Source organism: Actimicrobium sp. CCI2.3, from assembly GCF_035019065.1.
Taxonomy (GTDB): Bacteria; Pseudomonadota; Gammaproteobacteria; order Burkholderiales; family Burkholderiaceae_D; genus Actimicrobium.
Genome location: NZ_JASJWR010000043.1, coordinates 18,659 through 27,636 on the forward strand (window position 1 = coordinate 18,659; position 8,978 = coordinate 27,636).

Annotated in this window: 9 protein-coding genes; 3 read left to right on the forward strand and 6 right to left on the reverse strand. The window is 57.7% G+C overall.

The window, feature by feature from the left end; genetic code table 11:
* Positions 1 to 80 precede the first annotated feature (80 nt).
* The 5 genes from QN370_RS18855 to QN370_RS18875 all read right to left on the reverse strand — a co-directional run bounded on the left by QN370_RS18855 (position 81) and on the right by QN370_RS18875 (position 5,148).
* A complete protein-coding gene (locus QN370_RS18855) occupies positions 81 to 2,354 on the reverse strand; it encodes a bifunctional (p)ppGpp synthetase/guanosine-3',5'-bis(diphosphate) 3'-pyrophosphohydrolase (RefSeq protein ID WP_322126978.1) in 2,274 nt (757 codons plus the stop codon).
* 14 nt (positions 2,355 to 2,368) lie between these two features.
* A complete protein-coding gene (locus tag QN370_RS18860) occupies positions 2,369 to 2,719 on the reverse strand; it encodes a RidA family protein (RefSeq protein WP_322126977.1) in 351 nt (116 codons plus the stop codon).
* Between the two features lie 26 nt (positions 2,720 to 2,745).
* The gene (locus QN370_RS18865) at positions 2,746 to 3,621 is read right to left on the reverse strand and encodes an alpha/beta hydrolase (protein WP_322126976.1); all 876 of its coding nucleotides are present in this window, start codon (positions 3,619 to 3,621) and stop codon (positions 2,746 to 2,748) included.
* 161 nt (positions 3,622 to 3,782) lie between these two features.
* Complete coding sequence (locus tag QN370_RS18870; protein ID WP_322126975.1) at positions 3,783 to 4,436, reverse strand: CoA transferase subunit B; 654 nt, start codon at positions 4,434 to 4,436, stop codon at positions 3,783 to 3,785.
* Between the two features lie 13 nt (positions 4,437 to 4,449).
* A complete protein-coding gene (locus QN370_RS18875; protein ID WP_322126974.1) occupies positions 4,450 to 5,148 on the reverse strand; it encodes a CoA transferase subunit A in 699 nt (232 codons plus the stop codon).
* Between the two features lie 124 nt (positions 5,149 to 5,272).
* Here QN370_RS18875 and QN370_RS18880 point away from each other — a divergent pair, with 124 nt between their 5' ends.
* A complete protein-coding gene (locus tag QN370_RS18880) occupies positions 5,273 to 5,869 on the forward strand; it encodes a LuxR C-terminal-related transcriptional regulator (RefSeq protein ID WP_322126973.1) in 597 nt (198 codons plus the stop codon).
* Between the two features lie 99 nt (positions 5,870 to 5,968).
* Positions 5,969 to 6,232, forward strand: a complete 264-nt coding sequence (locus QN370_RS18885; protein ID WP_322126972.1) for a DUF3563 family protein — start codon at positions 5,969 to 5,971, stop codon at positions 6,230 to 6,232.
* Positions 6,233 to 6,382: 150 nt separating this feature from the next.
* Here the strand turns inward: QN370_RS18885 and QN370_RS18890 are convergent, their stop codons facing one another.
* A complete protein-coding gene (locus tag QN370_RS18890) occupies positions 6,383 to 7,159 on the reverse strand; it encodes an SDR family oxidoreductase (RefSeq protein WP_322126971.1) in 777 nt (258 codons plus the stop codon).
* Positions 7,160 to 7,304: 145 nt separating this feature from the next.
* On the opposite strand from QN370_RS18890, the gene QN370_RS18895 reads away from it, so the two are divergent.
* Positions 7,305 to 8,978, forward strand: a 1,674-nt coding sequence (locus QN370_RS18895) for an electron transfer flavoprotein-ubiquinone oxidoreductase (RefSeq protein ID WP_323581786.1), incomplete at its 3' end; no start/stop codon positions are given.

Genomic DNA, 8,978 nt, shown 5'->3' on the forward strand with positions numbered 1-8,978 from the left:
TTTTGCCAGCCTGTTTTTCCAGAATCGATAAATCGGTTTGATTTTCATTGCGCCGCGCTGGTGATCTGCTGTTGCGCAACCTAGGCGCGCCGCACTTCCATCACGCCATCGACCTCGCGGATCACTGACAAGGCTTTCATCAACTGCGCGGTCGAGGCGATCTCGGCAGTGAACGCCATGCGTGCGTGCCCTTTCGCACTTTGCGTACTGACCCCGACCACATTAATTTTCTCGCGCAGAAAGACTTCGGAGATATCACGCAGCAAGCCTTGGCGGTCACCGGCCATCACAAAGATATCGACCGGATACACCGTTTCGGCCGCAGCGCTGCCCCAGCTTGTCTGGATCACGCGCTCAGGCGTCTGGACCTGCATCTCGACGAAATTCTTGCAGTCGGCACGATGAATCGAAATCCCCTTGCCGCGCGTGACAAAGCCGACGATAGCGTCCGGCGGTGCCGGCTTGCAGCATTTCGCCAACTGCGTCAGCAAGCCATCGGTACCGACGACCAGCACCCCGGTCTTGGCTCCCTTGACGACGCTCGATGCACTCTCGCGCTTGGGCACAACGACATGGTCGGGCGTGGCATTTTTCTGAACGGTCCTGCCCGCCTCGTCGGCGTGCAAGACTTGCTCGACATGACGCAGGCTGAATTGGTCCTTGCCAACGGCCAGATACAGATCATCAGGCTTCAGGAAACCCAGCTTGTGCGCCAACTCCTCGAGGTTAACGGCGGTCTTGCCTTCGCGCTGCAAGGTTTTTTCGATCAGGCCACGTCCGCTGGACAAGGTTTCTTCCTGCGCGATGGCATTGAACCAGGCGCGCACCTTGGCACGCGTGCGTGCACTGACCGCATAACCGGGACTGAGCCAGTCGCGCGACGGGCCGGCTGCGCCGAGCGCCACGCTGGCACCACGGGCGGTAATGATTTCGACTGTCTGACCGTTCCTGAGCGCGGTATTGAGCGGCACCATCGCCCCATCGACGCGCGCGCCACGACAGCGATGGCCGACATCGCTGTGCAGGTGATAAGCAAAGTCAATCGGTGTGGCACCGCTGGGTAATTCGATAACCCGTGCCTGCGGCGTGAGCACATAGATGCGGTCGTCCAGTGTGGCCGATTTGAGCTTGTCGACCCACTCGCGCCGCATCGTATCGTCCTGCGCGACCACGCTGTCGGCGACATCGCTTTTCCATGCCAGCAGCTGGCGCAACCAGGCGATTTTTTCATCGTACTTCTGGGCCGCGAAATGCGAGCCGCCACTTTCCTTGTAGCGCCAGTGTGCCGCCACGCCATATTCGGCGAAGTAATGCATTTCCTTTGTGCGGATCTGGACTTCGAGCGGACGGCCGTCTTCCGCCATCACGATCGTGTGCAGCGACTGGTACCCGTTGGGCTTGGGTCGCGCGATGTAATCGTCGAACTCTTCCGGCACCGGTACCCAGTTGTCATGCACGATACCGAGCACCGCGTAGCAGGTTTTGACATCCTCGACGATGACGCGAAAGGCCCGCACGTCATGCAGCGACGAGAAATCGATGGACTTGCCGCGCATCTTGTTCCAGATGCTGTAGATGTGCTTGGGCCGGCCAAAGACGTCGGCCTCGATCCCGGCGCTGGCCAGTTCCGACTGCAGGCGCAAGATGGCAGAGGCGACAAAGGTCTCGCGACCGATGCGTTTTTCCTCGAGCATGCGCGCAATTTGCTTGTACGCCGTCGGCTCCAGGAAACGGAACGACAGATCTTCCATTTCCCATTTGAGCTGCCACACGCCGAGCCGGTTTGCCAGCGGCGCGTACAGATCCAGCGTTTCGCGTGCATAGCGGTAAGTCTGTTCGGTATCAATGCGTTGCTCGGCAAAATAGCGCAAGGTCGTGGTGCGTGATGCCAGCCGGACCAGCACGACACGCATGTCGGACGCCATCGCCAGCAGCATCTTGCGCAAGGTTTCGAGCTGGGCGGCAGCTTGCTGCGCGGCGTTCTTGCCACGTCCGACTTCTTGCTGGCCGAAGGTCAGTTCATGCAAACGCATCATTTGCCGCACGTCCTCGACGAAGACGGCGACTTCCTTGCCGAAGCGCGTTTCGATCTGCCCGGCCAGCAGCGGATCGAGTACCGGCAGTTCGAACAGCAGCGCCGCGATGCGGGTGTCGGCATCGGTCTGCAACGAGGCCAGCGTGGTAGCAACGCCGACCGAAAATGCGCACGCATCCTGACCGGTTACGACGGTGCGGCCGGTGTACACCGGCTCGACAAACGCGAGCACGTCGGCAATGCGCTGTGCATCAACCTCATTGAGATCGGATGCCAGTTCGCGCTGTGCCATACCCGAGAGGGCGAGAGAAGAAACCATCGAACGCGATTGCCTTATTTTTGAGCGGCAGTAACGACCACTTCAATTCGCCATGCCGGATTGGCCAGCGTGGCCTGAACCGTCGCGCGCGGCGGTGTCTGACCGGGCGTGACCCAATCGTTCCAGACCGTATTCATCGCGGCAAAATCGGCCAGGTCGGGCAAGTAAATCTGGCACATCAGAATTCGACTGCGGTCACTGCCCGCCTCCTGCAACAACCGGTCGATGTGACCCAGCACTTCACGGGTCTGACCGGCGATATCCTGCGTTGTGTCATCGGCCACCTGGCCGGCCAGATAAATGGTGCCGCGATGGATTGCGACTTCGGATAACGTGAGGCCGACATGCAAGCGCTGTATGGTCATGGTGTTGAATGGTTGATGAAGCTGTATCAGGCCGGATGGCCAAGTAAAAATTCCCGCACCAGTGCGATCTGGTCAGGCTGGACAAAGGTCGGCGCATGGCCGATTCCTTCCAGCTCGACAAGCTGTGCCTTCGGTCCGCGCTGCGTCATTTCCAGCGCGGTCGCCGGTGACAACAAATCCGATTGGGCTCCGCGCACCAGCAGGGTCGGGCAACGCACGGCATCATACGCCTGCCAGAGCAAGGCCTCGCCTTGTCGGGTTGATTCCTCGGTCGCCGTCTGGAACGGCACAGCCAGAGCCAGATCATAGTGGCGAACCCACTGGCCATCAGCGTTCTGGCGCAGCACGTCGCTAGCCAGTTTGTGCCATTGGGCGTCGCTGTGCGGACCGAACGGCAGCGAAATCGATTTGATGTAACTCGCACCTTCGTCGAAGGTAGCGAAACGCAGATCCTGCCCGATGTAGTCACCGATGCGCGACAGCGCGGCCGGGTTGAGCGTTGGACCGATGTCGTTGAGGATCAGGCGATGCACCGGATTGTCAGGCAACCCCGCCAGTCCGAGACCGATCAACCCGCCCATCGAAGTACCGAACCAGTCGAGCGTTTCGGCATCAAGACGCGCCAGCAAGGTCACGATATCCGCCACGTATTGCGGCACCTGATAATGGCGTGGATCGAGCAACCGGCCGGAGCGCCCGCGGCCGACAATGTCCGGGCAAACCACCCGCCAGGTAGTACTTAATGCTGCTGCCATCTGGTCGAAGTCGTCCGATACGCGCGTCACGCCATGCACGCACACCAGCACACGACGATTATGCGGATCGCCCCACTCCTTGTAGGCCATCCGGTGCAGACCGGTGGGCGAAAGACATTGAACATGGTTGAGTCGGGCTTCTGGCATGGCAGCTCCTGTGGTTACAGTTTCTTCATTTTACCGGTCGAGCGGAACCTGTGCGCCATGCAGGCACAGAAGAAGGATAGTGCGCCAATTAATTGCGTGCAATTTTCTTTCACGCGAAAAAAAACCCGGTTGCCCGGGTCTCTGCGTCACCATGCTCAATCTCAGGACACCGCACTCACATCAAGCTTCACACCCGTCTTTTCCACCACCTCAGCCACCGTCACATCCGGTGCCAGTTCGATCAGCTTCAGGCCGTCCGGCGTCACGTCGATGACGCACAAATCGGTGATGATGCGGTCAACCACGCCGACGCCAGTCAAGGGCAGATCGCACTTCTTGAGAATCTTGTGCGAGGTCGTGCCGTCCTTGGCCTTGGCCACATGTTCCATCAACAGCACGACGCGCTTGACGCCTGCGACCAGGTCCATCGCACCGCCCATGCCCTTGACCATTTTGCCGGGGATCATCCAGTTCGCCAGGTCACCGGTTTCGGACACCTGCATCGCACCGAGGATCGCCAGGTTGATCTTGCCGCCACGGATCATTGCGAACGAATCCGCCGAGCTGAAATACGACGAGCCCGGCAGCGACGTCACGGTCTGTTTGCCGGCGTTGATCAGGTCGGGATCAACCTGATCGTCGGTCGGAAAAGGACCGATGCCAAGCAAGCCGTTTTCGGATTGCAGCGACACTTCGATACCGCTTGGTACGTAGTTGGCCACCATCGTCGGCAAGCCGATGCCGAGGTTGACGTAAAAGCCATCCTGCAATTCCTGCGCTGCACGCGCAGCCATTTGTTCACGAGTCCATGCCATGTTCGTTCTCCGCTTACTGTGCACGTACCGTGCGTTGTTCGATCCGTTTTTCGGGCGTGGCATTGACCACGATGCGGTGCACGAAAATGCTGGGCGTGTGCACTTGGTCCGGATCGATCTCGCCGATCTCGACCAGTTCTTCAACTTCGACGATGGTGATCTTGCCGGCCATCGCGACGTTCGGATTGAAGTTGCGGGCTGTCTTGCGGTACACCAGATTGCCAGCGCGATCGGCTTTCCAGGCTTTGACCAGCGACACATCGGCCACCAGCGAACGCTCCATCACGTATTGTTCACCATCGAATTCGCGGATGTCCTTGCCCTCGGCAACGAGGGTGCCGACGCCGGTCTTGGTGAAAAAGGCCGGGATACCGGAGCCGCCAGCCCGCAGCTTTTCTGCCAGCGTGCCTTGCGGAGTGAATTCCAGTTCGAGTTCGCCGGCCAGGTACTGACGCTCAAATTCCTTGTTCTCGCCGACATACGAGGCGATCATTTTTTTGATCTGGCGCGTGGCGAGCAACTGGCCCAGGCCAAAGCCGTCGACACCGGCGTTGTTTGAAATCGCGGTCAGATTGGTTACGCCGGAATCGCGCAAGGCGGCGATCAGGGCTTCCGGGATGCCGCACAGACCGAAGCCGCCGACGGCGATGATCTGACCATCCTTGACCACACCGGCGAGCGCGCTGGCTGCATCGGGATACACTTTTTTCATAACTAGCCTTTTCATGAAGGTAAGGACCAGCACACAAGTTACCGGGCTGGCCAGCATATTGTGTGACGCAATCGGGCACAATACCGTAAAAATACTTTGCAGATTCAAAAAATACAATGACCAGATGAACAACGACCCTTCCATTGATTACGCGCTGATCTTTCACCATGCGCCGGTCGGCCTGTGTGTTTCCAAACGTCGCATCATCCATACTGCCAACCCTTCGCTGGCAGCCATGTTTGGCTATCTGCCGGAACAACTGGCGGAGCAATCGTTTCAGATTCTCTATCCTAGCATCGAGGAATTCGAGCGTACCGGGCTGCGTATCGTACCGATCATGAGCGAACGCGGCTCGTACACGGACGAGCGGATCATGAAGCGTGCCAACGATGAATTGTTCTGGTGCCGTGTCAGCGGACGCGGTCTGGTCGACGACGACCCCCATGCCGCCGGCATCTGGACCTTTGAAGACCTCAGCGAAAAACGCAAGGTCACCACCAAACTGACACCGCGCGAACGCGAAATTGCTGCACTGCTGGTCGAAGGCAAAACCAGCAAGATCATTGCGCGCCAGATCGGCATGAGCCCGCGAACAGTTGAAATGCATCGGGCAAAATTAATGAAGAAATTTTCCGCTGCAACGTCCGGAGAACTGGTGCATCACCTGCTCGGCACCGCCGATGCAGGCAGCAACCTCTCGCTGCATGCAAATAGCGAATAACAGCTATCACCAATCACAATTGGCGATCACTGCGTGGACCTCCTATAGTGATAACGCACTGCAGCATTAAAGCAGTCTCATCACACTAAGGAGTTTTCCATGAGCACCTTGCAACATACTTCCCAATTTGTCGGCTTTACCCAATCTGTTTCTCACGCGATTGCCGCGTTGGGTCAATCCATAGTGAATCATGCCTCTGACATGCTCAACACCATGTCCGAGAGTTTCGACGAACACCAGCGCAAGCAGCAGGATGAGTATCTGGCACAGTCCACCTCCATCGCGGACCTCGAAAACCGGATGCATGACCTTGAACGTCAGGACGGTCAGCCAAAGATGAACATGATGACCGGCATGCATTGAGTTAGACGGACAGTCATTCTCTTACCGCAACGCAGCATAGTGAATGACCCCGCATCAGGATCGGATCGCATCCGCCACCAGCTTGGCGTGCACGCACCGACACCCTCTTCGACGCGCTGATTACAACGCAGTGGTCGTCGGCAGCGCCGGTTACATCGCGCTCATGCCGTCGTCGGCGGTCATGATCGCACCGTTGATGAAATGCGATTCTTCGGACGCCAGCAGCAACAGCAAGCCATCAAGGTCTTGCGGCTTGCCGACGCGCTTACGCGGTAACGTCGCCAGCAATTGCTGACCATGTTCACCCCGGAAATGCTCTTCGTTGATCTCTGTGCTGATGTAGCCCGGGCAAATCGCATTGACGTTGATGCCATAGCGTCCCCACTCGATGGCCATTGATTTGGTCATGTGCACGACGGCGGATTTGCTCATGCAATAAATGCCGATTTGTGGCAACACGCGCAAACCGGCTACCGACGCAATATTGATGATCCGGTGCTGCAATTTCGGGTCACCTTTGGCACGCGCAATCATCCGTTTAGCCGCTTCCTGTGCCACGAAAAAAGCACCGCGCTGATTGGTATCCATCACGTACGCATAATCTTCCGGCGTCACATCGATCAGGCGCTGGGTCGTCGACACGCCCGAATTATTAACCAGAATGTCGATCGGACCCGCCTCGGTTTCGGCATGAGCGATGGCGGACTTAATGCTGGCATAATCAGTCACGTCCAACGCAACCACATGGGCTGCGCCACCATCGGCTTCGATTTCGGCGCGCAGTTCTTTGAGGCGATCGACGCGTCGCGATGCCAGTACGACCTGCGCACCAGCCTGCGCCAGTACTTTGGCGAAACGTGCGCCGAGGCCACTGGATGCGCCGGTAACTAATGCGATCTTGCCTTCAAAATTAACTTCAATGCCCACGAATTTCTCCTTGTTAAGCAGGTTCCTGCGGTTGAGTCGTTATCATTGCACGAATGCTGCATGATTTGAATGCAAGGAGACGCTTTCCCGTGCAAAATGCGAGGCAATAAGCACGTTCGTTCGAATACTAATTTACGGTGACCTAATGATGCATAACCAGAACCAGATCCTGCTTGATCAATATGGACCGCGCGAAGCCATGGAGTACGACGTCGTCGTCATCGGCGGCGGCCCCGCCGGTCTGTCGGCGGCAATCCGGCTCAAGCAACTGGCGGCAGCCAAGGGAACGGAAGTCACGGTCTGCGTACTCGAGAAGGGCGCGGAGCTAGGCGCGCACATCCTGTCCGGTGCCGTGATGGATCCGATCGCGATGAACGAATTGCTGCCGAACTGGAAAGAGCTCGGTGCACCGTTAAACACTCCGGTAACCGAAGACCGCTTCCTGTTCCTGACCGAAACAAAATCCTACAAGACACCCAACTGGATGTTGCCGGGCTGTTTTCAGAATCACGGCAACTACGTGATCTCGCTGGCCAATGTCGTGCGTTGGCTCGGCCAACAAGCCGAAGCATTGGGCGTGGAAATTTTTCCTGGCTTTCCGGCTGCAGAAATCCTGTACAACGACGATGGTTCGGTCAAAGGTGTGGCGACTGGCAATCTCGGTGTCGACAAGCACGGCCAGGCCAGTGCCTCGTTCCAGCTGGGGATGGAATTGCACGCGAAGTACACGTTCTTTGCCGAAGGATCACGCGGCCATCTGGGCAAACAGCTGATGGAAAAATACCAGCTCAACAAAGGCAAGGATCCTCAGACCTATGGCCTCGGCCTCAAGGAATTGTGGGAAATTGATCCCAAGTTGCATCAGCCCGGACTGGTCGTGCATTCTGCCGGTTGGCCGCTGGAAAATGACACGTACGGTGGCTCGTTCCTGTACCACCTCGAAAACAACCAGGTCGCCGTCGGCTACGTGGTCGGGCTCGGCTATGCCAATCCTTACCTGTCGCCCTACGAAGAATTCCAGCGTTATAAGACCCATCCTGAAATCAGCAAGTTCTTTGTCGGCGCCAAGCGCATTTCATACGGTGCCCGGGCGATCACTGCCGGTGGCCTGCAATCGCTACCCAAGCTGACTTTCCCGGGTGGTGTGCTGATCGGTTGCGATGCCGGCTTTCTCAACACCAGCCGGATCAAGGGCAGCCACACGGCCATGAAGACCGGCATGCTGGCAGCGGACGCCGCTTTTGAAGCACTCGGCCTGGGACGACAATTCGACGAACTGAGCAGCTATCCGGCGGCATTTGAAAAGTCATGGCTGCATGAAGAATTGCATGTCGCGCGCAACTTCAAGCCGTGGATGAGCAAGGGCTTGCTGACCGGTTCCGTGATGGTCGGCATCGACCAACTCGTTTTCCGTGGCAAGGCACCCTGGACATTGCGCCACACCCATGCCGATCACGAATGTCTGAAACCGGCGGCCAATTACAAACCCATCGTCTATCCGAAACCGGATGGCAAGCTGACCTTCGATCGCCTGTCGTCGGTATTCATATCAAATACCAACCATGCGGAAGACCAGCCGATTCACCTGACCCTGAAAGATGCAGCGGTGCCAGTCAATGTGAACCTGGCTCGTTATGCGGGACCGGAAGCGCGCTACTGCCCCGCTGGAGTCTATGAGTACGTCAAAACCGACGCAGGCGCTGACCGCTTGCAGATCAATGCGCAGAACTGTGTGCATTGCAAAACCTGCGACATCAAGGATCCGACGCAAAATATCGTGTGGGTCACGCCTGAGGGGCTGTCTCTTATACACATCTCC